Genomic DNA, 23,527 nt, shown 5'->3' with positions numbered 1-23,527 from the left:
GGTGAAAGGTCCGCCGCCCTGCCGGGCGGCGGCAGGTGTCAGCGGGCGGGCGTGACGCAGGCGAAGCTGTCGATCGACGCCGCGTCGCCGCCCGTGTATTCGGCCGTGGCCGGGTAGGCGCAGACCGGCATCTCGCGGCCCGGCATGGAGGGGGCAGAAGCCGGCATCTGTTCCGGCGCTTCGCCGCTCTCATGCCAGTCTTCCAGCAGGGTCAGCGGATCGAAATCCTCGAAGGCGGGTCCGCCGCCGCAATGTGTCATGCCGGGCACCACGAAGAGCCGGGCGAAATCATCGCCGGTGTCCTCGGTCGCTTCGTCATACCAGCGGGTGATGTCACGGGCCGAGAAGATCGGATCGGCGGCGCCCTGGAAGATCACCATCTTCCCGCCGCGCGCGGCATAGGTCGTCAGGAATGTCTCATCCGCGTCGAAGTAGCCGCCGACGTCCGCCACGGCGCGCGCCAGGTCGCCGAAGTCGGGATCGGCAGGCACCTGTTGCGGGGGCGTCATGAAGACGGCGCCGGTCGACGGCACGCTCAGCGTCTGGTGCATCGCGGGTCGCTCGGCGGTGCCCAGCTTCCACGCACGCCAGCCGTCCGAGCCGATCCCCGGATCCCAGGGCCAGCCGGTATAGACCGGGTCGCCCGCGCTATCTTTTGCACCGCCCATGATGGCCAGCAGCGCGTCCAGCTTGTTATCCGGCAGCTGCCCACGCAGCGCCTGCGCGTCGAAGTCGCACTGGCCGTAGGCGGCGACCACCCCGTCCTCCAGCCCGTCCAGCGCATCGCACCGGGCCAGCACCTCGTCGGAAACGAGGTTCAGATCCTCGGGCGTCAGGGCGGCATGAAGCTGTCCTTCGGGGGCGATCGGCATCAGCTGTTCGACATCCCAGACGGCGCCGACCGCGGCCCGCGACAGGTGAAAGCCGGGGTTGCCCACGACCACGCCGTCGAACTCCAGCGGGAAACGCTGCGCGGCCATCATCGCCTCGCGGCCGCCGTTGGAACAGCCCATGAAATACGACTGATCGGGCGCGCCCTCGTAATAGGCCCGGATCAGCGACTTTGCCGTGCCGGTCACCTTGCCGATGGAGGCATAGGCCAGGTCCAGCCGCGCCTGCTGGTCGGCGGTGAAGTCGAGGTTCATGCCGTTGTGGCCGCCGTCCATGCTGACCACGGCGTATCCCCGCGCCAGCGCCGGTGTCGCTGTCGATCCGGTCGAGGGGATGGCTCCGATGGCCGGCGCAATGAAACCGTCGGTGCCGCCACCGCCCTGGAACAGGAACCGGCCGTTCCAGTCCTCGGGCATCCGCAGCTGGAAGCGGATGCCATACTGGTTGCCGTCCGCACCGGTACGGTCCTCGATCTTGCCCTCTACCAGGCAATGCGCGCCGACCTCGACCGGGCGGGGCGAGCCGCCGGTCATGGCGCTCATCGGATCGGGCGGCAGGGTGCCGCTGCCTTGCGGGCTCGCGGTGCGGATTTGGGTCGACGGCAGGTCAATCCCGGAGAGGGCTGCGCAGGCATCATCCGACTGGGCAAGGGCCGGGCCGGCCAAGGCCGTCGTGCCGAGCAGGGCAAGGGTTTGTAGATGGGTCTTCATGGCGTTTTCCGTCTTGGTCTTTTTTCCGGTGTCAGGCGTAGGTACCGCCGGTACGGTCTTCCGAGATTTTCCAGAGAGCGGCGGTGATCAGCACGTGCCTGCCGGTCTGATCCGGGACGTTTCGTTCGGTCCAATTGACTGCCATGGTTTCGCGCCCCCTCGCGCCACATCCGTCAGTGCCTTAGCATTTTCCACCAAGACGTGCATATAAATGACTTGCGGTCAAATAAGTGGTGACCGGCGGTCAGCTATCAAGAGCGGACATCGGATCAAGGAAGGAAATCGACATGGTCCTGCCGAAAAACAGGCAACGTGCGCGGTCGGACAGCGAGAAAGAGGCGCGGCGCGATGCGATCCTCAAGGCGGCGCAGCGCCTGATTGGCAGGGTCGGGATCGACGGCATGACGATGAACGCCCTTGCGGCCGAGGCCGGGGTGTCCAAGGGCACGCTCTACATCTACTTCAGCAGCAAGGAAGAACTGCTGCTCGCACTCTTCGTCGATGCGATGGCGCAGGTTGTCGCGATCATCGAAGCAGAGGCGAATGCCGACACGTTGATCGAGGTCATGGGCCGCGCGCCGACCGAAGCTCCGCTGTTCGTGCCGCTTCTGGCCCGGCTGGTGGCGGTGATCGAAGCCAATGTGCCGGACAATTCGCTCTTTGCGGAGAAGCGGAAGATGCGTGACATGGGTCAGCGCGTCGCCACCGTCATCGCGCAGGTGACCGGGGCGCCGGAGCACAAGGCGCGCGAGGCCAGCATGGCGCTCATGCTGACGATGCAGGGGGCGGCGCAGTTCGACATCTCCGCGCGGCGGGATCTTTCGTCGGTGCCGGAAGACATGCGCCCCATGTTCGAAGGCCAGTCTTTCTGCAAATCCTTCCCCGCGGCCGCTCGGTTGATCCTGTCGGGGGTCACGTCGGATGGCCGGGCCTGAGGAACTCAGACCGTCGCGCTGTCTCCGATGAGGCGTTTCAGGTCCTTGGATGGGGCCAAGCCAAACATGCGGGCGTATTCGCGGCTGAACTGCGAGGGGCTCTCGTAGCCGACAGCAAAGGCTGCACGGGCAATCTCCGTTCCTGAGATGATTGCGCGCCGGGCGGCCTGAAGACGCAGGGCCTTCTGGTATTGCAGGGGGCTCATTCCTGTGGCGGCGCGGAAATGGCGGTGGAAGGACGCGATGCTCATCCCGGCGCAATTGGCCATGTCCTGCACCGGAACGCTTTCGTCGAGATGGGTGCGGATCCAGGTCAGCGCCCGGCGTACCTGCGTGAGCTTGGGGTCCGACGCGACGATCTGGTGCAGGGCGGCGGCCTGCGGCCCCCGTAGAAGCCTATAGAGCAGTTCGCGCTGGATCAGCGGACCCAGAACCGCGGCGTCCTCGGGGGCATCTTTCAGGGCAAGAAGGCGCGCGCAGACCTCGGTAAGACCATCGGCGATCGGACCGAAGGCATAGCATTTGCCCCGTTCGGCCGTGACCTGGGGCGCATCGGCCAGTAGTTCGGCCAGGGCATCACGCCGAAGGGCGACGCGGATGGCGAGGTAGGGCGCATCAAGGCTGGCCCGGGTGACCCGGCCCGTCACAGGCAGGTCGATGGACCCGACGAAGCAGGTGCCCGGCGCATAGTCCAGAATGGCCTGCCCGATGGTGACCTCCATTTCGCCCTGCAACACGATCACGGCCATCGGCTCATAGAACATGGCCATTCGGGTGTCTGTCGATCTGGCTGACAAAAGGGTCACGCCATCCAGAAGGTCGACCGCATCCTTCTGTGCGACGATCCCGGCTGCGCGCGCGGCCAGTGCGGAGATGTCTTCGGGCAAGTGGGCCTCCAGCCGGTTTGATCGGATCAGGCAAGTATCCGAGAGAATGCATGATGGCGCCCCAAGATCGTATGCATACCTTCCCATTGCAAGACAGGGTGTTGCGCTTGCTTGTCACAAGATGGCGCGCGCGGACCTTCGGGGCGTGATCGAAGCCGGGATGTCCAGATCGGGCAGGCGCACCCTGTCACACCTGACACCAAAGACCCTGCGCGGGCGCGCCCCGCAGGCAAGACATGGAGATCATATCATGGCAGACCGCATCAAGGTCGGTTTCATCGGCCTCAACCCTGACAGCAACTGGGCCTTCAACGCGCATCTTCCGGCGCTGAAGACGCTGACCGACGATTTCGAGATCGTCGGCGTTGCAAACAGCACACCCGAAAGCGGTCAGCTCACGGCCGAGGCGCATGGGCTGACAGCCTTCGACACGCCCGCAGACCTCGTCGCCTCGGACCAGATCGACCTCGTCGTCGTCACGGTCAAGGTGCCCTACCACTTCGAACTGGTCAGCCTCGCGCTGAACGCTGGCAAGCATGTCTATTGCGAGTGGCCGCTTGGCAACGGGCTGGATGAAGCGCGGAAACTCGCGGCTCTGGCCGAGGAAAAGGGCGTTGTCGCCGTTGCCGGCACCCAGGCGCGTGCGGCGCTCGAAGTGGAGCATCTGAAGACGCTGATTGCCGATGGCTATGTCGGGCGCGTGCGGTCGACCTCGCTGATCGGGTCGGGCGGAAACTGGGCGAACACGACCTCCGCAGCGCTCTACTACCTGTTCGACAAGGCCAATGGCGGCACGATGGAGGACATCCCGATGGGCCATACCCTTGCCGCCGTGCGCGACGTGCTGGGCGATTTCGGCCCGTTGAGCGCCACCAAGACCTTCAACTACGACACGGTGACGGTGACCGACACGGGCGAGGAGCGGCCGAAGACCGCGCCCGATCAGGTCATGGTTCAGGGGCAGATGGCCAGCGGGGCGGCGCTGTCGCTGCACTACCGTGGCGGCACCAATCGCGGCACCAATTTCCTGTGGGAAATCAACGGGACGGAGGGCGATATTCAGGTCACCGCCGGGCTTGGTCACGCCCAGATGGTGCAACTGACCATCAAGGGCGCGCGTGGCGACGAGACCGAGCTGACCGAGCAGATGCCCGACGCGTCGCTCTACGAGGGCAAGCCCGAGTTCCCGGGCGCGCGCAACGTCGCCGGGGTCTATGCCCGCATGGCCAATGACATCCGATCCGGATCGCGCACCGCGCCGAGCTTTGCCGATGCCGTGGAATTGCACGAAGTTCTGGACCGGATCGACCGCTCTGCGTCGAATTCCTGATTTTCCCGCTCGGCCGGCCCGACACTCGGGCCGGTTCCGTGCTGCGTGGACTTGGAGGAGGACGCCCATGATGAGGCTGCGTCCGAGACGGGCTCTGCAGATGACATGGCGCGCGTCTTCCCGGCAAGATTGATGAGCGTCCATCATGAACGTCCGCCTCCAGCGCAGCATAGTTCGCCGCAGAGTTCAGGTTAGTCTGTTTACCATACGAGACGGTCTGAGCGGCTGATGCCAGATCATCGCCATGACGCACGCAAGTCTACGAAACAACAGGAGAGCTTGATGATAAAATCCCTCAAACCCCTTGCGCTTGCCGCGATCGTTGCGGTGCAGTCCCTGTCCATGGGACCGTTGCCGGCAGCAGCCCATCACGGGTGGGGCAGTTTCGAGACCACGCGCGCCTATTACATTCAGGGCACCGTGACGGAGGTCCGCTGGGGCAATCCGCATAGCGAGGTCACCATCACCGTCGACCAGACAGACCTGCCGGACGGCTTCCGGGAACGTCCCTTGCCACAGGGCGCAAATCAATCGGAGGGAGAGGCGACCATGGCGTCGGCCCGCCTGTATGAGGGCGAACACCAGGAGATCCACCTGACCCTGGCAGGGCCCGGATGGATGTCCCGCTGGGGCCTCGACCGGCCGCTCGAAACGGGCGAAACCCTCGAGGTGCTGGGATATCTTGGTGCCGAAGATGCGCACGACCTGCGCCCCGTGATGTTCTGGCTGGAAGACGGGCAGGGCGTCTGGCAGCAGCTGACGGCCTTTCCCAGCCAACCCGAACCCGCGAACTGATCTTGCCAGACTGGTTCGTCGCCGCTCTCGCGGAGCTGGAGCGAACGCCAGTGGCGATCTGGGTCCGCATGGTGCCGCACGCCTACCCTCTGCTCGAAAGCCTCCATATCCTTGGCATTGGCATGTTGATCGGCGGGGCGATTGTCGTCGATCTACGTCTCATGGGGCTCGGCGGCGGGCATGTGCCCGTGACCATGGTGACCCGCAACGTGCTGCCGCTGTGTTTCATCGGCTTCGCGGCAGCGGCGATCAGCGGCGGCCTGATGTTTACGGGCATCGCCCGCGCGGTGGGTCTCAGCGCGGCGGCTCCGTGGAAGCTGGGGCTTATCCTGATCTCTGGCGTGAACATCTTGATCTTTCATTTCGGTATCTACCGATCGGTCGATGCCTGGGAGCAAGCGGCTGTTCCTCCTTGGCCAGCCCGGGTCGCCGGAGCGCTCTCGATGATCAGTTGGATCGGCGTTCTCGTGGCTGGCCGATATCTTGCCTATATTTAATGATCATCTTGAACCGGGGGGCTGAAGGCTGCATCACGCCCGGTGTGCAGGAGATTCCACCTTCGCCCCTTCCCAAAACGGATGATGTCCCGGGAAGTGGTGTAGCTCCTCATGGGCCTCGCGCTCATTGGCGGGCCGAGCTGGTCAGTCGCTCTGCGCTGCAGGCAGGCTGACATTGAGATCATCGCAGACAGGGGCGAGCGTTTCCAGATGTCGTCATGGGGCGGCCAGGACCGGATAGGCTGGCGCTTCCACAACCCAGAGGAGGACGGCATGAAGACCTTCATCGGCATCGACGTTTCGCTCGCGAGCTCCGCAGTCTGTGTGATCGACGAACATGGGCAGGTCGTGAAGCGGGCGCAGATCGACAGCGAGCCCGAGGCGCTTATCGCCTTCCTGCGGGATTTGCCCTTTGCCATCGAGGCAATCGGGCTGGAGGCCGGCCCGCTGTCGCAGTGGCTTCACCGCGGCCTGGGCGAAGCGGGTTTCGAGCTAGTCCTGATGGAGACCCGGCAGGTCAAGGCGGTCCTGAAGGCCATGCCCGTCAAAACCGACCGCCGCGATGCCGAGGGCATTGCCAGGCTGCTCCGCATGGGCTGGTTCAGGCCGGTCCACTGCAAGTCGGTGTCCGCTCAGGAGATGCGCGCTTTGCTGAGCGCCCGCAAGGCGGTCCAGAAGGCGGCACTGGACATCGAGCAGTCCTTGCGCGGGGTCCTGCGCAATTTCGGGATGAAGCTCGGTCCTGTCGGCAAGGGCAAGGGGCGCTATGAATCACGGGTCCGAGAGCTGGTTGCCGGGAATGCCGCGCTGGAGGCAGCAGCCTCGGCCATCCTCGATGCCCGGACGGTGCTGCGCGACAGGCTATCGGCGCTGGACCGCAGGGTGCTCGAGCTTGCCCGGCGGGACGATGCCTGCCGACTGATGATGACGATGCCCGGAGTCGGCGCCGTGGTCGCATTGACCGTGCGCTCGGCGATCGACGATCCGGCGCGGTTCCGATCGTCTCGGGATGTAGGACCATGGGTCGGCCTGACGCCGCGGCGGGAACAGTCAGGCGAGCGCGATGTCACCGGCAGGATCACCAAGGCAGGAGATGCAGCGCTGCGGACGGCGCTCTTCAATGCCGCCACCGTGATGATGCATAATGCGAGGCCATGCTGGCTCAAGGCATGGGGCATGCAGGTTGCCAGACGCCGCGGATCGAAGCGCGCCACAGTGGCCGTCGCACGGCGGATCGGCGTCGTGCTTCATCGGATGTGGCTGGACGGAACCGAGTTCCGCCCGGAGCGCAAGCCGGTCCCGACTACAGCCTGAGACGATCATCGACACGGCAAGAAGGAGAAGATCAACTTCTGGCAGGGTCTGCCCCGCCACGAAGAAGTCCCCACCGGGACGCGGTTCCCGGCGACGCCGGATATGACGCTGCCGCCGGACGTTCCATCCGAGCGCGTTTTCCAGATGGGCGCCCGGGAACCGATCTCACCGACATCATGTAGGCGGCCAGCGCGCCGACCACGGACGGAAGCATGACACCGGTATGGGACTGGGAGTGGAGGCGATGGCGCTGCAGAAGGAGCACATGGTTCTGCCCAGGGCCAACGCGGCTGTCGGCGCGGGCGGCGCTCCGATATCTGATGTCTCCGCGCCGCCCGCGCCTCGGGTTCCGCAGCCAGCCCGGCAATTGCGGGTGCCTCGCCGTGCAAATTCCGGATTGACGGCAGGGGCCCAAGACGGAAGCGTCATGTATCTGGCGCGCTGGACCGTCCATTCCTCGGTCTGCTCCATGAGGATCGCACCGACGAGGCGTCGGATCGATGCCTCGTTCGGAAAGATGCCGACGACGTCCGTGCGTCGCTTGATCTCGCCGTTCAGCCGCTCGATCGGATTGGTGCTGTGTAGCTTGGTGCGATGCTGGGCTGGGAAGGTCATATAGGCCAGGACGTCCTCCTCGGCCGTGTCCATGAGCGTCGCCAGTTTGGGGAGCTTGCCGCGCATCTGGTCCGCCACGAGACGCCACTGAGCCTTCGCCGCCGCATGGTCGGGCTGGGCGAAGGCCGTGGCGATGAAGGCCGAGACCACCCGGCGGCTGTTCTTGCCGGCATGGGCGAGCGCATTGCGCTGGAAGTGGACGCGGCAGCGCTGCCAGGTCGTGGAAAGGACTCGAGCGGTGGCGGCCTTGATGCCCTCATGCGCATCGCTAATCACCAGTTTCACGCCACTGAGGCCGCGCCGGACGAGATCGCGCAGGAACTCGGTCCAAAAGGGTTCGGCTTCGGAGGCACCGATCGCCATGCCCAGCACCTCGCGCCTGCCGTCGGTGTTGACGCCCACCGCGAGCGTGACCGCCACGGATACGACCCGCCCACCCTGGCGCACCTTGAGATAGGTGGCATCGATCCAGAGGTAGGGCCATTCGCCCTCAATCGGCCGCGTCAGGAAGGCGTCGACACGCTCGTCGATCTCCTCGCACAGGCGGCTCACCTGGCTCTTCGATACCCCGGTCCCACCCATGGCCTGCACCAGGTCGTCCATCGATCGCGTGGAGACGCATGGACATAGGCCTCCTGGATCACGGCGGTCAGCGCCTTCTCAACCGAGCGCCGCGGCTCGAGAAACGAGGGAAAATAGGAGCCGGTGCGCAGGCGCGGGATGCGCAGCTCGACGCTGCCGGCCCGGGTCTGCCAGTCCCGATCGCGGTGGCTCCCTCTCGGCAGCATCCTTCGGATGCGCCTGCCGGGCAGTGGTTGCGCTGCGCCAGGCGCGCGCTGCTCTTCTCACCATAGTCAGCACCGGTCTTGGCGCCGACCTCCAGCTCCATCAGCCGCTCAGCAGCAAAGCCGATCATCTCGCGAAGCAGGTCGGCATCGGCGCTCTTCTCTACCAGCGCACGCAGGTCCATCATGGGTTTGGTCATCGGGGGCATCCCTCGGTTCAGGTTGGCTCAGCAACCCGACCCTACCGAGAAACCCGATGGCCACCGAAAGCTACACCACGACCTGGGACGTCACCACGCGTACCCGGATACAGGGTCATTGCGCTTGGCATGACAAGACGTCCGTAGCCCGGGGCAGTCGCAGTCTCATCGGCTTGGCGGATGCACCGTCCCGACCGTCTCCACAAGCCAGTCCAGGAAGGTCTGCGCGGTGCTCGCCCGCCGGGTGTTTGCGGTGACGTAATACGCGGTGCCGAGGTCGACTGTTGCATCGGGCCATTCGCGCAGCGCACCGTCGCGGACCGCACCCTGCGCGATTGATCGCCATCCCAGCATCACGCCGCGCCCGTCCAGAACCGCCTGCGCCGCCTGTACGTAATTGTTGAATGTCTGACCCGACGACCGGTTTCGCTGGATGCCGCACGCGGTCAGGTAATCTTCCCAGCCAGCCCAGTGCTGGTTGTGCGGGCTGCGCACGTGGATCAGCGGTGCGCGATCAAGGCCGACCTTCTCGGCCTGCAGCCGCTCCAGCAGGGACGGGGCTGCGACCGGGCAGACCCGTTCGTCGAACAGCTTCATCGTCGTGCCTTCGTGCCAGCTGCCGGTGCCGTAGCGGATGGCGACGTCGATACCGGGCGAGAGGTACGGCAGGTCTGTCGACGGGGCCTGTACATTGACGGTAATGTCCGGATGCGCGGCGTAGAAATCGGGCAGGCGCGGCATAAGCCAGTAGGTGGCCATCCCCAGCGTGCAGGATACGCTCACCTGTCCGCCATCCTGGCCGCTCAGGGCGCGGATGTCCTCGAGCGCGGCCGAGATCTGGCCAAGTCCATCGCGCACCGCGCGGGCCAGCAGCTCTCCGGCCTCGGTCAGCTGCGCGGGGCGGGTGCCGCGGTCGAGAAGGGCGGTGCCCACATGCGCCTCGAGCGCCTTGAGCGACTGGCTCACCGCGGGCTGGGTCACGTTCAGCCGCGCCGCCGCAAGGCGCATGGAGCCATGCCGGGCTATGGCCTCGAACGTGGTCAGAAGGCGCAAGGGCGGGAAGGGCTGCATGTTAACTCCGGGCTTAATCTATGTTCAGGCTAATCCGGCTGTTCGGCTTTGGAAAGGCGTGGGATGTTCTTTGCAGAACCTCGCAACCCTCCTGCAAGATACTGAGATACCATATGAACGTGATGACCTCCCCCGTTGCGAACCCGCTCCTGAAGGACAAGGGGCTCGAGATCGTCCTTTCGGACGGCCAGCCGCATTACTTCAACTACTACTGGCTGCGCGACAACTGCCCGAGCTCGTTCAGCAGCGCAACGCGCGAGCGCGGCTTCGACATTTTCCATCTCGACGCGGCGCCGGTGGCCGCCAGCGCCGAGGTCGCGGGTGACGCGCTTGAACTCACCTGGACCGGTGAGGACCATGTGACCCGTTTCCCGCTGGCCTGGCTGGAAACCTATGCCGCCCCCGGGCCGCGCCACGACCCGGCGGACCTGCCGCGCGAGGCATGGTACGGCGATCACTACCCGCAGGTTCCGCGTTTCAGCCAGCCCGAGCTGGTGGCCGACCCGGCCGTTCGCGCCAAGTGGATCGAAGCACTGCTGGTCGAAGGTTTCGCCATCGTCACCGACATGCCCGACAGCGACGCCGGGCTCACCGAGACCGCCGAGCTGATCGGGCAGGTCCGCCCCACCTTCTTCGGCGACTATTTCGATGTGAAGACCCACATCAACCCGACCAACACCGCTTACACAGCCTCGGCGCTGGAGCTGCACACGGACACCCCCGCCGAGGAACACGCGCCGGGCGTCCAGTTCCTGCATTGCAGGGCCAACACGGTGGATGGTGGCTACAGCCTCTATGCGGATGGCGTGGCCGTGGCCAATGCCTTCCGCGAGCGCGACCCCGAGGGCTTCCGCCTGCTGTCGGAAATTGCCGTGCCGTTCTTTTGCGAACATGACACCTACGACATGCGCTCGCGCCAGACGGTGATCGAACTGGACCAGCACGGCGAGGTGTCGGGCTTGACCATCAGCCAGCACATGCTCGACCTGCTCGACCTCGATCAGGCGCTGCTCGATGACTGGTACCCGGCGTTCTGCCGCTTCGGGAAGATGCTGCAGGAAGAGAAGTACATGATGACCTTCCTGATGAAGGCGGGCGAATGCATGGTCTTCGACAATCACCGCATCGTTCATGGCCGCGCCGCCTACACCGCCGAAAGCGGCGACCGTTACCTGCGCGGCTGCTACACCGACAGGGCCGAGATGCGGTCGACCTACCGGGCGCTGGTCAGCGAAGGACGGTTCAAGGCATGACTGCGCCCGCGACCCCCGCACCCTTTGATCCTGCCGTGCTGCGGCAGGATCTCTCGGCGGCGTTCCGGATCTGTCATCAGATGGGCTGGAGCGAATCCGTCGGCAACCACTTCAGCGCCGCCGTATCCGGCGATGGCGCCGAGTTTCTGCTGAACGCCTGCTGGCAGCACTTTGCCACCATCCGGCCCGGGGATCTGCTGCGCATCGACGCGCGGGACGGGACCGTGCTTGAGGGGCAGGGCGCGCCCGATGCCTCGGCCTGGTGCGTGCATGGCACGCTGCATCGCCGCAAGCCCGAGGCCAGGGTGATCCTGCACGCGCATTCGCCCTATGCGACGGCGCTGGCCTGCCTGAAGGACCCCACCGTCGTGCCCATCGACAACAACACGGCCCGGTTCCACGGGCGGACCGCCTATGACCTCGACTTCGGCGGGATCGCCGATGCCGAGGAAGAGGGCGAGCGGCTGGCCGAGCGGCTTGGTGACAAGTCGGTGTTGGTGATGGGCAATCACGGTGTCACCATCGTGGGCGAGACAATCGCCGCTGCATTCGAGGATCTCTACTTCTTCGAGAAGGCGGCGCAGACGCTGGTGCTTGCACGGTCTACCGGGCAGCCGCTGTCGGTGCTGTCCGATGCGGTGGCGCAGAACACCGCAGATGGCTGGCGCGCCTATGCCGGGATGGCCGACCGGCATTTCGACTTCCTGAAGTCGCAGTTGCCGCCCTTGTAAGGGGCGAGACATACTCGAACCTGCGCCCCCGCTGCGATATGTGGCGGGGGCGCCTTGCGTCTGCATGTCTCCCATGCGGCGCGGCGGCGCCCGTCTGCCCATGCTGCCCCGGAGGCCCGCCATGAAACGCTACCCGTCCATCCAGGCCCTGCGCGCCATCGAAAGCGTGGCCCGCAACGGCGCGCTGTGGCGGGCCGCGTCCGAGCTCAACGTCACCCGCAGCGCGATCAGCCACCAGCTGCGGCTGCTGGAGAAGGACCTCGGCTTCAAGATTCTCGAGCGCAGCGGCAACCGCACCGAGATCACCCCCCGTGCCCGCGCCTATGCCGAGGACGTGCGGCGGGCGCTCAACATGATCGCGACCTCGACGGAAAGGGTGTCGCAGCACGGGCTCTCCGGGCGCCTGACGGTCAGCGCGCCGCCGGGCTTTGCCTCGGCGTGGCTTTGCCTCAACATGGGAGATTTCCTTGCGGACAACCCGGAGGTGGTGCTGAACGTCCTGAGCAGTCACAGCCTGACCGACACCAGCAACCCCGAGGCGGATACCTTCATCACCTTCGGGCAGGAATCCCGGCCACATGTGGTGTCGGAGCCGCTTCTGTCGGTGGAATTCACCCCGCTGTGCAGCCCCGCCTACCTGAGCCGGTTCAAGAACTTCAACGACCTAAGCATCCTGAGCCGCGCCACCCTGCTGCACATGACCGATTTCAGCGACTGGGAAAGCTGGATGAACCTGTCGGGCCTGCCGCCCGAGGATGCCCATCGCGGGATCTGCTATTCCGACATGAACATCGTCTACACGGCCGTCATGGCCGGTGAAGGCATCGCCATCGGGGACACCGTTCTGTGGGGAAAAGAGCTTCAGTCGGGCAAGCTGATGCGCCCGTTTTCCGGTTCGCTGCACGCGGATACGGGTTATTTCCTTTGCACACCCGAAGCAAATATCGAAAATCCGATCGTGGTTGAATTCCATAAGTGGTTGAAAACGCGCCTGGAAGTGAGGCAATTTCGCGACCGTTAAGGCGCGTGACAAATTCTATTTGTCGAGAAGTGTAAAAGGTTTCATTTGCGGTTGTCACCGCCTTTTCCCTACTTTCCGGCCAACGCAGACAGGAATGAAGAGTGAGGCGCGTGTGACGGACACAACGCAGATAGAAGCCCGTTCGGTCGGAAAGAAGTTCGGGAAATTCAATGCGCTGAGGGACGTCTCCCTGCAGGTGGCCAATGGCGAATTCCTGTCCCTTCTCGGGCCGTCGGGGTCGGGAAAGACCACCTTTCTGACCCTGCTTGGGGGCTACGAGAACGCCACTTCGGGCAAGCTTTTCCTCGACGGTCAGGACATGACCGGCTGGACCGCGAAACAGCGCGGCTTCGGCATGGTGTTCCAGGGCTACGCGCTGTTCCCGCACCTCACCGTGGCCGAGAACATCGCCTTTCCGCTGAAGGTGCAGAAGCGGTCGAAATCCGACATCAAGGACCGCGTCGCCCGCATGGTCGAGATGGTCGGCCTCAGCGGACACGAAGGCAAGCGGCCCCGCGCCCTGTCCGGCGGGCAGCAGCAGCGGGTCGCGCTGGCGCGGGCGCTGGCCTACGAGCCGGAGGTTCTGCTGCTCGACGAGCCGTTCTCGGCGCTCGACAAGAACCTGCGTGGCCAGATGCAGGAAGAGCTGCGCCGCCTGCACCGTGATCTTGGCACCACCTTCGTCTTCGTGACCCACGACCAGGAAGAGGCGCTGGCGCTGTCGACGCGCATCGCGATCTTCAACCATGGTGAACTTCAGCAGGTGGGCACGCCGGACACGGTCTACGAGCGCCCCGCGAACCGCTTTACCGCAGAGTTCCTCGGCGACATCAACATCCTTTCCGTCGATGACAGCTCGCGCGGGATTGCGGGAACGCCGCTCGAGCTGCCGGTGAATGCCGCCAGCTTCGAGCATGTGGCCATCCGGCCCGAGCACATGCGTCTTGCCGATGCAGGCGATGCCATCCAGCTGCCCGCCACGGTGCGCGACCGGGTCTACCTTGGCTCCAAGTCGCGGCTTCTGCTCGAGACGCGGGCCGGCGAAGAGCTGATGCTCTACTTCGACAATGGCGGGGCTTTGCAGGCGCCCGAGCCCGGCGCGGACATCCGCGTCACGTGGGAGACCGGCGACAGCTTCGCCCTCTGAGCCCATTCCCCCTTTCAAAACAGCCCACCCCGATGCGCCCTGCGCCTCGGGACCGGGGAAGACTTGACCATAAAACCGAAAAAACAGGTGAGACCATGACCAGACATTTCCAGCAAGACCTCGTCGAGATCCTCAAGGAGCGTGCGTCCTCGGGCAAGCTTTCGCGCCGCCAGATGATGCAGGGCTTCGCGGCGCTGATGGGCACCACCGCCGTCGGTGCCGGCGCGGCCCGCGCGCAGGAGGGCCGGCTGGTCTTCGTGAACTGGGGCGGCGATGCGCTTGACGCGATGGACGAGGCTTTCGGCAAGCCCTTCACCGAGGAAACCGGCATTCGCGTGCTCTATGACGGTTCGGGTCCGACCGAGGGGTCGATCACCGCGCAGGTGCAGGGTGGCCGCCCAAGCTGGGACCTCGTGGATGCGGACCCGTTCTCGTCCCAGTCGCTGGGCCGCCAGGGCATGATGGAGCCCATCGACTACACGATCGTCGACCCGGACAAGCAGCGTGAGGGCTTTGGCTGGGAATACTCCTCGTCCTGCTATTTCTACAGCTACGTCATCGCCTACGACGCGACACGGTTCGACGAACCGCCCACCTCGATCGCCGATTTCTTCGACACCGAGAAATTCCCCGGCAAGCGGTCCATGTACAAGTGGGGTGCAGGCATGTGGGAAGCGGCGCTGCTTGCGGACGGTGTCGCGCCGGAGGATCTCTACCCGCTCGACCTCGAGCGCGCCCATGCCAAGATCGAAGGCTTCAAGGATCACATCGGTGCCTTCTGGGGCGGGGGCGCGGAAAGCCAGTCGCTGTTGCTGAACGGTGACGTGTCCATGGCGCTGATCTGGAACACCCGGGCGAGCCTTCTGGACAAGGACACCGAGGGCGAGATCACCTTTACCTGGCAGGATGGCATCATCGGACCGGGCGGGATCGGCGTTCTCAAGGGCAACCCCGGCGGCACCGAGGCCGCGATGCAGTACATCGCCGCCACGCAGGAGCCCGAGCGTCAGGTGGTGCTGTTCCAGATGCTGGGCAACGCGCCCTCGAACCCCGCCGCCGACGCCCTCATCCCCGAGGACGAACGCCACTACAACGCCATGGACCCCGAGAACCTGCCCAAGCAGGTGGCGCTCGATACCGACTGGTACGAAGAGAACTATGGCGCGGCGCTGGACCAGTATCTCCAGATCATCTCCGCCTGAGCCTGCCGCCCCATGACCCGGACCTGCCGGGAGGCCGATACATCGGCCTCCCGTGCACGGGGCCGGGCACCAAGAAGGAGCCTTCATGCGCGCTCTCCTCTGCCTGACATGTCCCCTGCTGCTGTTCCTGGGGTGCAGCTACCTGCTGCCTTTCCTCGGCATCATGCAGCTGAGCTTCACCGATCCGGTGCCGGGGCTTGAGCAGTACCGTCACGTCCTGAGCGATCCGCTGACGCAGGGCGTCATCTGGCGCACCCTGCGCCTGTGCGTCATCGTCACCGCCGTGTCCGTCAGCTGTGCCTATGTCATCACGCTGCTCTGGGTGCGCGGCTCTCCGTTGGTGCGGCTGCTGACCGAGCTCTGCATCATGATCCCTTTCTGGATTTCCGTGCTTAGCCGCGCCTTCGGCTGGCTGTCCATGCTGTCCAACCGAGGGCTGCTGAACACCTGGCTTCAGGACATCGGCCTCATCGACAGCGCCATCCAGATGACCCGCAACGAGTTCGCCGTGGTCGTCGGCATGTCGCATTACCTCATTCCCTTCGCGGTCTTCCCGCTGGCCACGGCCATGCGCAACGTGGACCAGCGTGTCCTCACGGCCGCCGACGGTATGGGAGCCTCGCGCCTGCGGGTGTTCTGGCAGGTGTTCCTGCCGATGACCGCCAGCGGCATCATGGGCGCCACGCTGCTGGTCTTCGTGTTCTCCATCGGCTTCTACGTCACGCCCGCGCTTCTGGGCGGCGGCCAGTCCGTGCTCATCGCCGAGCTGATCTACCTCTGGATCTTCCAGATCCCGCAATGGGGCCATGCCGCCGCCATGAGTGTCGCGATGATGATCGCCGTCGGTGGCATCCTCTACCTTCTCATGCGTCGCTACGGGGAGATGGCGAAATGAACCGGCTTCATCCCGGCCTTGCGGCCAAGCTTCTTGCCAGCCTCGTGGCGCTGTTCCTTCTGATGCCGCTGATCGCGGTGGTGCCGGTCAGCTTCACCTCGCGGCGCTACCTGTCGCTGCCAGATGGAGAGTGGTCCTGGCGCCATTACATCTCGCTCTTCGAGGACCCGGACTGGGGCAACAGCCTGCTGACCTCGATCCAGGTGGGGGTGCTGGCAAGCCTGCTGGCCGTGCTTCTGGCCGCCGCCTTCTGCATCGGCCTGTGGATGCTGCGTCCGCGCTTCGCGGGGCTGATGACCGGCTTCGTCCTGCTGCCCATGGTGGCGCCGCCCGTGGTGTCGTCGCTGACGCTGTACTTCTTCCTGAACCAGCTGTCGCAGTGGAACGGCCTTGTCGCCTATGACCGGCTGGGCGGCGTGGTGCTGGCGCACATGGTGATGATCGTGCCCTACGCGGTCGTCGTCATCATGGTCTCGCTCAGCCAGCTCGACCGCCGGATGGACCTTGCGGCGCAGTCCATGGGGGCCAGCGTGGCCACCCGCGTCTTCGGCGTGGTGCTGCCCAACATCCGCTTCGGCCTGATCGGCGCGTTCTTCCTGTGCTTCCTGCTCAGCTGGGACGAGATCGGCGTGACGCTCTTCGTCACTTCGGTCGAGACGATCACCTTGCCCCGCCGCATGTGGATGGGCCTGCGTGACAACGTCGATCCGTCGATCGCCGCCCTGTCCGTGGTGCTGATCTGCGTCGTCACACTGGTGATCGTGGGCCGCGCGGCGCTGCAGTTCCGCAAGGCACGGCAATCCGGCTGAGGCGCGGGCCCGCGCCGCGCCTTTCCTCCGACCCAAACCCAAGACCTACCGACCCAGAACAAGAGGGTGACCCCATGCATTTTGGCCTGACCGAAGAGCAGGAGATGATCGTCTCCACCGTCCGCAGCTTCGTCGAGAACGAGATCTATCCCCACGAGGCCGAGGTCGAACGCCTTGGCGAGGTGCCCGAGGAAATCGGGCAGGCGATCAAGCAGAAGTGCCTCGACCTCGGTTTCTATGCCTCCAATTTCCCCGAGAGCGTCGGGGGGCCGGGGCTGTCGCATCTTGAGTTTGCGCTGGTCGAGCGTGAACTGGGCCGCGGTTCAATGGCCCTGACCCATTTCTTCGGGCGTCCGCAGAACATCCTGATGGCCTGCGAGGGCGAGCAGGTCGAGAAATACCTGATGCCCGCCGTGCGCGGTGAGAAGATGGATGCGCTGGCGATGACCGAACCCGACGCGGGCTCGGACGTGCGGGGCATGAAATGCCAGGCGGTGCGTGACGGGGGCGACTGGGTCATCAATGGCTCCAAGCACTTCATCTCGGGTGCGGAACATGCGGATTTCGTCATCGTCTTCGTGGCCACCGGCGTCGATGACACCCCGCGCGGCCCGAAAAAACGCATCACCTGCTTCCTCGTGGACCGCGGCACGCCGGGCTTCGAGATCGCACGGGGCTACAATTCCGTGTCGCACCGGGGCTACCAGAACAGCATCCTCTACTTCGACAACTGCCGTCTTTCGGACGCGCAGGTGCTGGGCGAGGTCGACGGCGGCTTCGACGTGATGAACGAATGGCTCTATGCGACGCGCATCACCGTGGCCACCAACTCCGTGGGCCGGGCGCGCCGGGTGTTCGACCACGCGCTGTCCTACGCCGCCGAGCGCAAGCAGTTCGGCCAGCCCATCGGCAAGTTCCAGGGCGTCAGCTTCCAGATCGCCGACATGATCACCGAGATCGACGCCGCCGACTGGCTGACCCTGTCGGCCGCATGGCGCCTCGACCAGGGCCTGCCCGCCAACCGTGAAATCGCCTCGGCCAAGGTCTATGCGTCCGAGATGCTCGCGCGGGTCACCGACGCGGCGCTTCAGATCCACGGCGGCATGGGGCTGATGGACGAGCTGCCCATCGAGCGCTTCTGGCGCGATGCCCGCGTCGAGCGCATCTGGGACGGCACGTCGGAGATCCAGCGGCACATCATCAGCCGCGAGCTGTTCCGTCCGCTGGGAGCCTGACTCATGGAACCGCTGAGCCGTTTCCTGTCGCCCGGGGCCATCGCCGTGATCGGCGGCGGCACCTGGTGCGAGGCGGTGGTGCGCCAGTGCCGCGCCACCGGTTTCGCAGGGCCGATCTGGCCCGTGCATCCCAAGAAGGCAGAGATCGGCGGGTTGCCGGCCTATGCCAGCCTCGACGCGTTGCCGGGTGTGCCCGACGCCGCGTTCATCGGGGTGAACCGCGAGCTCACGGTTCAGGTCGCGGGCCAGCTGTCGGCCATGGGCTGCGCCGGTGCTGTCTGCTTCGCCGCCGGTTTCTCCGAAGCGGTGGCCGAGCTTGCCGACGGCGACGCGTTGCAGGCGCGGCTGGTCGAGGCCGCCGGCGACATGCGCGTGCTGGGGCCAAATTGCTACGGCATCGTCAATACGCTTGACGGGGTCGCGCTCTGGCCGGACCGGCACGGGATGGACCCGGTGGACAGCGGCGTGGCGGTCATCGGCCAGTCTTCGAACGTGCTCATCAACCTGACCATGCAGCGGCGGGGCCTGCCGCTGGCCGCTGTGGTGGCGGCGGGCAACCAGGCACAGACCTCGATGTCCGATCTTGGCATCGCGCTGCTCGAGGATCCGCGCATCACCGCGCTTGGCCTGCATATCGAGGGGATCAGCGACCTGCCTGCCTTCGAGGCGCTGGCTGCACGGGCGGCCGATCTGGGCAAGCCGATCGTGGCCCTGCGCGTCGGCGCGTCGGAGCAGGCGCAGGCGGCGGCGGTGTCGCATACCGCCTCGCTCACCGGCAGCAACGCCGGTGCCGTGGCCTTGCTGAAGCGGCTCGGGATCGCGCAGGTGGACACCCCGGCCGAGCTGGTCGAAACGCTGAAAATCCTGCATGTCACCGGCGGGCTGCGCTCGACGCGGATCGCTTCGGCCTCCTGCTCAGGCGGCGAGGCGTCGCTGATGGCGGACATGGGCGAAGGGGCGGGGGTCGCCTATCCGCCGCTGAACGAGACGCAGAAGACCGGGTTGCGCGCCGCGCTCGGCCCCAAGGTCGCGCTGGCCAACCCGTTGGATTACAACACCTACATCTGGGGGGACGAAGACGCCCTGTCCGCGACCTTCACTGCACTTTGCGATGCCGGGGCGAACCTCGGCATGGGCTGCGTCGTGGTCGACTACCCGCGTGATGACCGGTTCGACGCGCCCGACTACGATCAGGTGATGCGCGCCGTGGCCGCAACCAGGGCCGCGACCGGCACGCCGATGGCGATGGTCTCGCTCATGTCCGAAGGCTTGTCCGAGGCTGTGGCGCGTCGCGCGCTCGCAATGGGGATCGTGCCCTTGTGCGGCATGGGGGACGCGCTGACCGCGATACGGGCCGCCGCGCAGGCGGGCCGGTCGGGTGGGGGCAACACGCGCCCGGCGCCGGTCGCGCTGCCGCTGAACGGGCAGGGCGCTCCGCGCGTGTTCTCCGAGGCCGAGGCCAAGGCGCTGCTGTCCGCCGTCGGCGTGCGCGTTCCCGGTGCCGCCCGGGCCTCCACCGCCGCCGACGCGGCAAGTTCGGCAGCGCAGATCGGCTTCCCGGTGGTGCTGAAGGGCGAGGGTATCGCCCACAAGACTGAGGCTGGCGCCGTGGTGCTGAACCTGGCCGATGCCGCCGCCGTCGTCGAGGCCGCGGGCGCCATGCCCGCCTCCAGCTTCCTCGTCGAGGAAATGATCACCGGCAGCGTTGCCGAACTGATCCTCGGCGTCACCCGCGACCCGGCGCATGGTTTCGTGCTGACCCTCGGGCTGGGGGGCATCCTCACGGAGCTGATCCGCGACACCGCCTCGGTCCTCGTGCCCGCGTCGCGCGGCGAGGTGCGTGAGGCACTCGACAGCTTGCGCACCGCGCCGCTGCTGAGCGGCTATCGCGGCCGCCCCTCCGCCAACATCGAGGCGGTGCTCGACACCGTCATGGCGCTTCAGTCCCTCGTGCAGGATCACGCAGATGCCTTGCATGAAATCGAAATCAATCCGCTGATCTGCCGCGCCGATGGCGCCGTGGCCGCGGATGCCCTCATCAGGATGGAAGAATGACCGACAACGTCTTGACGCAGCGCCGTGGCGCGGTGCTTGAAGTCACCCTGAACCGGCCCAAGGCCAACGCCATCGACATGGCGACCTCGCGCCGCCTTGGCGAAATCTTCACCGAGTTCCGCGACGACCCCGAGCTGCGCGTGGCGATCCTAACCGCGCAGGGCGAGAAGTTCTTCTGCCCCGGCTGGGATCTCAAGGCCGCTGCCGAGGGTGAGGCAGCGGATGCCGACTACGGCGTCGGCGGCTTCGGCGGGCTTCAGGAGCTGCGTGGGCTCAACAAGCCGGTGATCGCCGCCGTCAACGGCATCGCCTGTGGCGGCGGGCTGGAACTGGCGCTTGGCGCGGACATCATCCTTGCCGCCGATCATGCCAACTTCGCGCTGCCCGAGATCAACTCGGGCACCGTGGCGGATGCGGCGACCATAAAGCTGCCAAAGCGCATCCCCTACCACATCGCGATGGAGCTGCTCTTCACCGGGCGCTGGTTCGACGCGGAGGAGGCGCATCGCTGGGGTCTCGTGAACCGTATCCTGCCCGCCGCCGACCTGATGGCAGAGGCGCGCAAGATGGCCGATGATCTGGCCGCCGGGCCGCCGCTGGTCTTTGCCGCGATCAAGGAGATCGCCCGGGAGGCCGAGAACATGAAATTCCAGGACGCGCTGAACCGCATCAACGGCAGCCAGTTCGAAACCGTCGAGCGGCTTTACCGTTCGGAGGATCAGAAGGAAGGCGCGCGCGCCTTCGCAGAGAAACGCGACCCGGTCTGGACCGGCCGGTAAGGAGACGATCATGCCTCTTGCTATGAACCGCAAACCCTTCATCACCGCCGCCATCACCGGGGCCGGTGCAACGCAGGACAAGAGCCGCCTGGTTCCGCGCTCGCCCGCCGAGATCGCCGAGGCCGCGATCGACGCCGCCAAGGCGGGGGCGGCCATCGTCCATTGCCACGTGCGCGACCCCGAAACCGGTGCGCCCTGCCGCGACCGGGCGCTGTTCCGCGAGCTGACCGACCGCATCCGGTCGTCCGACACCGACGTGGTGCTGAACCTCACCGCCGGAACCGGGGGCGATCTTACCTTCGGCGACGTCGAGACGCCCATGCAGCTCGATGCGCCCAACACGGACATGATCGGCGCCACCGAGCGTATGGCCCATATCCGCGACTGCCTGCCCGAGATCTGCACCCTTGATTGCGGCTCGATGAACTTCGGCGACGGCACCTATGTCATGACCAACACCACCTCGATGCTGCGCGCGATGGGCCGCCAGATGACCGAGCTTGGCGTGAAGCCCGAGATCGAGGCCTTCGACACCGGGCATCTGTGGTTTGCCAAGCAGCTGGTCGCCGAGGGCGTGCTGGACGATCCGGCACTGGTGCAGCTGTGCATGGGCATTCCTTGGGGCGCACCGAGCGACATGAACACTTTCATGGCGATGGTGAACAACGTGCCGTCGAACTGGACGTGGTCGGCCTTTGCGCTGGGGCGCGAAGAGATGCCCTTCGTCGCGGCAGCGGCGCTTGCGGGCGGCAACGTACGGGTTGGCCTCGAGGACAATCTCTACCTCGAGCGCGGCGTCATGGCGACCAACGCGCAACTGGTCGAAAAGGCCGTGACGATCCTCGACGGCATGGGCGCTGCGCCCCTGACACCCGCCGAGGTCCGCGCGCAGCTGGGCCTCGTCAAGCAAGACATGCCGGTGGCCACATGACCGACCGGGCGAAGACGGCCGCCATCATCGGCGGCGGTGTCATCGGTGGCGGCTGGGCGGCGCGCTTCGCGCTGAACGGCTGGAACGTGGCGGTGTTCGACCCGGACCCCGAGGCCACGCGCAAGGTCGGCGAGGTGCTGGACCGCGCCCGCGCTTCGCTGCCCGCGCTCTATGACCGGGCGCTGCCGCCCGAAGGCCGCGTCACCTTCTGCGAAACGCTGCCCGAGGCCGTGTCCGGTGCCGACTGGGTCCAGGAAAGCGTGTCGGAACGGCTGGCCCTCAAGCATGAGGTCTATGACCAGATCAGCGCCGTTCTGCCCGAAGGAGGCTTCATCGCCTCCTCGACCTCGGGCTTCAAGGCGTCGGACCTGGCTGCCGGCGGTGCGCCGGTGGTTGTGGTACATCCGTTCAACCCGGTCTACCTGCTGCCTCTGGTCGAGGTCTCCGGGGCCGCGGACCTGCGGGCCAAAGCGATCCCGGTGATGCGCGGCATCGGCATGCATCCTCTCGAGATGCAGACCGAAATCGACGCCTTCATCGGCAACCGCTTCCAGGAGGCCATGTGGCGCGAGGCGCTGTGGATGCTGAAGGACGGCATCGCCACCACGGCGCAGATCGACGACGCCATGCGCATGGGCTTTGGTCTGCGTCTGGCGCAAATGGGCCTGTTCGACACCTACCGGCTTGCCGGTGGCGAGGCGGGCATGGCCAGCTACATGGACCAGTTCGGCCCCTCGCTGCACTGGCCGTGGTCGCGGCTCACGGATGTGCCGGAGCTCGACGCCGCACTGGTCCAGCAGATCAGCGATCAGTCCGACGCCCAGTCCGGACATCTTGGCATCGCCGAGATGGAGACCCTGCGCGACGACAATCTCGTCGCGATCCTGCGCGGGCTGCGGCGGACCGGGTCCGGGGCGGGGGGCGTGATCCTCGGCCATGAGCAGACGCTGCCCGAGGGCGGCGAGATCGACGGCCTGCCCGTGACCCTGCGCCGGTCGGTGCCGGTGACATGGACCGACTACAACGGTCACATGAACGAAGCCGCCTACCTCGAGCTTGGCACATGGGCCACGGACGGGCTGATGCAGCTGGTCGGGGCCGATGCCGACTACGTCGCATCGGGCAAGAGCTTCTTCACCGTGGACACCCGCATCCGCTACCTCGACGAGGTGGCGCGGGGTGCGGTACTGACCGTGACGACGCAGGTGCTCGAAGGGGAGGGCAAGAAGATGAAGCTCTTCCACCGGGTGCTGAAGGCGGACGGCACATTGGCCGCAACGCTCGAGACGCTGCTGCTGCACACCGACCTGACGACCCGCCGCGCCTGCGCGCCCGAGCCGGTGGTCGCATCGAGACTGGCAGAGCTTGCACAGGCGCACCAAGGGCGCGAGGCCGTGGGCGCCGGCGGCGCTGTCGGCCAGAGACATTGAGAACAGGAG

20 protein-coding genes and 1 pseudogene are annotated in these 23,527 nt (G+C 66.0%); 17 read left to right on the top strand and 4 right to left on the bottom strand.

Annotated features, from left to right (window positions below; genetic code table 11):
* Positions 1-38: 38 nt before the first annotated feature.
* Positions 39-1,601, bottom strand: coding sequence for a tannase/feruloyl esterase family alpha/beta hydrolase (locus tag D6860_RS01650; protein ID WP_076624458.1), 1,563 nt, complete (start codon positions 1,599-1,601; stop codon positions 39-41).
* 287 nt (positions 1,602-1,888) lie between these two features.
* Between D6860_RS01650 and D6860_RS01645 the strand changes: the two genes are divergently transcribed.
* A complete protein-coding gene (locus D6860_RS01645; protein WP_076624459.1) occupies positions 1,889-2,536 on the top strand; it encodes a TetR/AcrR family transcriptional regulator in 648 nt (215 codons plus the stop codon).
* A 5-nt stretch (positions 2,537-2,541) separates the two neighbouring features.
* Here D6860_RS01645 and D6860_RS01640 read toward each other — a convergent pair whose 3' ends face one another.
* Positions 2,542-3,423, bottom strand: coding sequence for an AraC family transcriptional regulator (locus D6860_RS01640; RefSeq protein ID WP_076624460.1), 882 nt, complete (start codon positions 3,421-3,423; stop codon positions 2,542-2,544).
* Positions 3,424-3,673: 250 nt separating this feature from the next.
* Here D6860_RS01640 and D6860_RS01635 point away from each other — a divergent pair, with 250 nt between their 5' ends.
* The 4 genes from D6860_RS01635 to D6860_RS01620 all read left to right on the top strand — a co-directional run bounded on the left by D6860_RS01635 (position 3,674) and on the right by D6860_RS01620 (position 7,359).
* The gene (locus D6860_RS01635) at positions 3,674-4,753 is read left to right on the top strand and encodes a Gfo/Idh/MocA family protein (RefSeq protein ID WP_076624461.1); all 1,080 of its coding nucleotides are present in this window, start codon (positions 3,674-3,676) and stop codon (positions 4,751-4,753) included.
* A 228-nt stretch (positions 4,754-4,981) separates the two neighbouring features.
* Positions 4,982-5,548: a DUF6152 family protein gene (locus D6860_RS01630; protein ID WP_128549211.1), complete on the top strand. Its 567-nt coding sequence runs from the start codon at positions 4,982-4,984 to the stop codon at positions 5,546-5,548.
* A 50-nt stretch (positions 5,549-5,598) separates the two neighbouring features.
* Positions 5,599-6,045, top strand: coding sequence for a DUF6644 family protein (locus tag D6860_RS01625; protein ID WP_017467046.1), 447 nt, complete (start codon positions 5,599-5,601; stop codon positions 6,043-6,045).
* Positions 6,046-6,318: 273 nt separating this feature from the next.
* Complete coding sequence (locus D6860_RS01620) at positions 6,319-7,359, top strand: IS110 family RNA-guided transposase (protein ID WP_076624463.1); 1,041 nt, start codon at positions 6,319-6,321, stop codon at positions 7,357-7,359.
* 405 nt (positions 7,360-7,764) lie between these two features.
* On the opposite strand, the pseudogene D6860_RS01615 reads toward D6860_RS01620, so the two are convergent.
* Together D6860_RS01615 and D6860_RS01610 are read right to left on the bottom strand one after the other, a co-directional pair.
* A pseudogene (locus D6860_RS01615) lies at positions 7,765-8,959 on the bottom strand (IS256 family transposase); the annotation flags it as partial.
* Between the two features lie 165 nt (positions 8,960-9,124).
* A complete protein-coding gene (locus D6860_RS01610; RefSeq protein ID WP_076624464.1) occupies positions 9,125-10,030 on the bottom strand; it encodes a LysR substrate-binding domain-containing protein in 906 nt (301 codons plus the stop codon).
* 113 nt (positions 10,031-10,143) lie between these two features.
* On the opposite strand from D6860_RS01610, the gene D6860_RS01605 reads away from it, so the two are divergent.
* The 12 genes from D6860_RS01605 to D6860_RS01550 all read left to right on the top strand — a co-directional run bounded on the left by D6860_RS01605 (position 10,144) and on the right by D6860_RS01550 (position 23,518).
* Positions 10,144-11,283, top strand: a complete 1,140-nt coding sequence (locus D6860_RS01605) for a TauD/TfdA family dioxygenase (protein ID WP_076624465.1) — start codon at positions 10,144-10,146, stop codon at positions 11,281-11,283.
* Positions 11,280-12,014: a class II aldolase/adducin family protein gene (locus D6860_RS01600; protein ID WP_076624466.1), complete on the top strand. Its 735-nt coding sequence runs from the start codon at positions 11,280-11,282 to the stop codon at positions 12,012-12,014. Before D6860_RS01605 ends, D6860_RS01600 begins: the two co-directional genes overlap by 4 nt.
* 121 nt (positions 12,015-12,135) lie before the next feature.
* Positions 12,136-13,035 carry a LysR substrate-binding domain-containing protein gene (locus D6860_RS01595; RefSeq protein WP_076624467.1) on the top strand — a complete coding sequence of 300 codons (900 nt, stop codon included), beginning with the start codon at positions 12,136-12,138 and terminating at the stop codon, positions 13,033-13,035.
* Between the two features lie 112 nt (positions 13,036-13,147).
* Positions 13,148-14,182, top strand: coding sequence for an ABC transporter ATP-binding protein (locus D6860_RS01590; protein ID WP_229743211.1), 1,035 nt, complete (start codon positions 13,148-13,150; stop codon positions 14,180-14,182).
* Between the two features lie 95 nt (positions 14,183-14,277).
* Positions 14,278-15,384 (top strand): ABC transporter substrate-binding protein, encoded by a 1,107-nt coding sequence (locus D6860_RS01585; protein ID WP_076624469.1) that lies wholly within the window; start codon positions 14,278-14,280, stop codon positions 15,382-15,384.
* Between the two features lie 85 nt (positions 15,385-15,469).
* On the top strand, positions 15,470-16,279 hold the full coding sequence (locus tag D6860_RS01580) for an ABC transporter permease (protein ID WP_076624470.1): 810 nt from the start codon (positions 15,470-15,472) through the stop codon (positions 16,277-16,279).
* Positions 16,276-17,088, top strand: a complete 813-nt coding sequence (locus D6860_RS01575) for an ABC transporter permease (protein ID WP_076624471.1) — start codon at positions 16,276-16,278, stop codon at positions 17,086-17,088. The genes D6860_RS01580 and D6860_RS01575 overlap by 4 nt, the downstream gene beginning before the upstream one ends.
* 74 nt (positions 17,089-17,162) lie before the next feature.
* On the top strand, positions 17,163-18,323 hold the full coding sequence (locus D6860_RS01570; protein ID WP_076624472.1) for an acyl-CoA dehydrogenase family protein: 1,161 nt from the start codon (positions 17,163-17,165) through the stop codon (positions 18,321-18,323).
* A gap of 3 nt (positions 18,324-18,326) precedes the next feature.
* Entirely contained in the window at positions 18,327-20,378 is a 2,052-nt protein-coding gene (locus tag D6860_RS01565; RefSeq protein WP_076624473.1) for an acetate--CoA ligase family protein, read from the top strand.
* Positions 20,375-21,157 carry a carnitinyl-CoA dehydratase gene (locus D6860_RS01560; protein WP_076624474.1) on the top strand — a complete coding sequence of 261 codons (783 nt, stop codon included), beginning with the start codon at positions 20,375-20,377 and terminating at the stop codon, positions 21,155-21,157. Before D6860_RS01565 ends, D6860_RS01560 begins: the two co-directional genes overlap by 4 nt.
* A 10-nt stretch (positions 21,158-21,167) precedes the next feature.
* A complete protein-coding gene (locus tag D6860_RS01555; RefSeq protein WP_076624475.1) occupies positions 21,168-22,088 on the top strand; it encodes a 3-dehydrocarnitine:acetyl-CoA trimethylamine transferase BcoG in 921 nt (306 codons plus the stop codon).
* Entirely contained in the window at positions 22,085-23,518 is a 1,434-nt protein-coding gene (locus tag D6860_RS01550; protein ID WP_076624476.1) for a carnitine 3-dehydrogenase, read from the top strand. The genes D6860_RS01555 and D6860_RS01550 overlap by 4 nt, the downstream gene beginning before the upstream one ends.
* Positions 23,519-23,527: the final 9 nt, after the last annotated feature.

This window comes from Salipiger sp. D13 (genome assembly GCF_003703915.1).
GTDB lineage: Bacteria > Pseudomonadota > Alphaproteobacteria > Rhodobacterales > Rhodobacteraceae > Salipiger > Salipiger profundus.
The sequence above is the reverse complement of the archived record's forward strand: the minus strand, read 5'-3'. Positions and strand labels throughout refer to the sequence as shown.